Consider the following 1285-nt stretch of genomic DNA (forward strand, 5'->3'; position numbering starts at 1 on the left):
ACAAGATGAGTATGCCCTAAGCTGGAGGCCACACACCCAGGAATCCAAGCTAAATGTCAAAGTCATGGTAGAATGTCGGCATAAACATTACACTGCCCACAGTTTAAACTCTCTAGCGCAAACGGCGCTCACCCAAGCAGGACTTCCGATGAAAAAAACTTATCAATTAGCTCACCCAAAAATCAAAGTGCCTCGCGTTGTCGACTCAGTAAAACATGACATCAGAAAGTTTCTCAAAAAGGAACGTAAGAAGCCTCTACCTTCTGGCACTAAATATTGGGGTTTTGATTGTAAGTTTGGTCAATCAGAAGAAGCGGCTGTGGAAATTCAGCTGCCCTCTTTGATGAGCCATATCGATGAACTGGTTGCGAATAACATTATGACTATCTACGTGGAAATCACTGCTAAAGCCGTTTCACCTGATGGCAATTCGATTCAACAGGAATATTAGACAGTAAACCCTAAGGCAGCGTGACTCAAAGGTAAAAAGAAATGATGAACACCAAGATATATAAAGCCGTCCACGGGCTTGCAGAAAAGCTAATGGCAGCAGCGAAAAAAGATGACCAAGAAACCTTTGATTCGCTCTACTCTGAACTCAAGGCGATCTGTCTAGATAATGAAGATACAGATAAGGATCACCCTGTTCAATGGGAAACATTAGCTGACTTTTCAGAAGACTTAAGCGATGCGATAGCCATTTATGAAAAGGCCCTAAAGAAGTCTGTCGATATTAATTCAAAAGACCATATGTCTTCAGTGGCATACTCAATGGCGANCTTGCAGGTCGAGCTCGGCCAGACTGAGGAAGCAATCAAAAACCTGCAAAACGCTAAAGTTAGCGCCAATAAAATTGAAGATGACTCACTTAAACGAGAGATCAACGAATTACTTGATTCCTTAGCAAGCCCGATGGAATAAGCATAACCGGGCACACTTTATTCGCCCTTAAGATAGTTTCAATAAGTACTTTTGTGGCGACACCCAGAACTCTACTGTTCTGGCAAAGCCCCTAAGTCATCAAACCATCATCCTTTTGTCACCAAACTGTCACTTCAAACATGAATAGTTTGTACATAAATTGTACAAATCCAAGTATGTATTGATATGACAAAAATCAAGGTGAGCATTGTTACTGAAACCTACTACCCTGAAGTAAATGGCGTTGCCAATACCTTGAAGTACTGGGTTGAAGGACTTCAAAATAAGGGTATCTACACTCAAATCATCAGACCCAAGCAGAATCCTGATGATGCCTCAGTGGAAAGTGATCAATGCGAGACCT

2 protein-coding genes are annotated in these 1285 nt (G+C 41.7%); both read left to right on the forward strand.

The features are described 5' to 3' along the window. Positions 1-451 (forward strand): DUF6172 family protein (locus tag A3756_RS22415; RefSeq protein ID WP_231875614.1); only part of this gene is annotated, 451 nt, incomplete at its 5' end. 41 nt (positions 452-492) lie between these two features. Then, on the forward strand, positions 493-921 hold the full coding sequence (locus tag A3756_RS22420; RefSeq protein ID WP_068554706.1) for a tetratricopeptide repeat protein: 429 nt from the start codon (positions 493-495) through the stop codon (positions 919-921). The last annotated feature ends 364 nt before the right edge of the window (positions 922-1285 follow it).

It is taken from the genome of Oleiphilus sp. HI0086 (assembly GCF_001635225.1).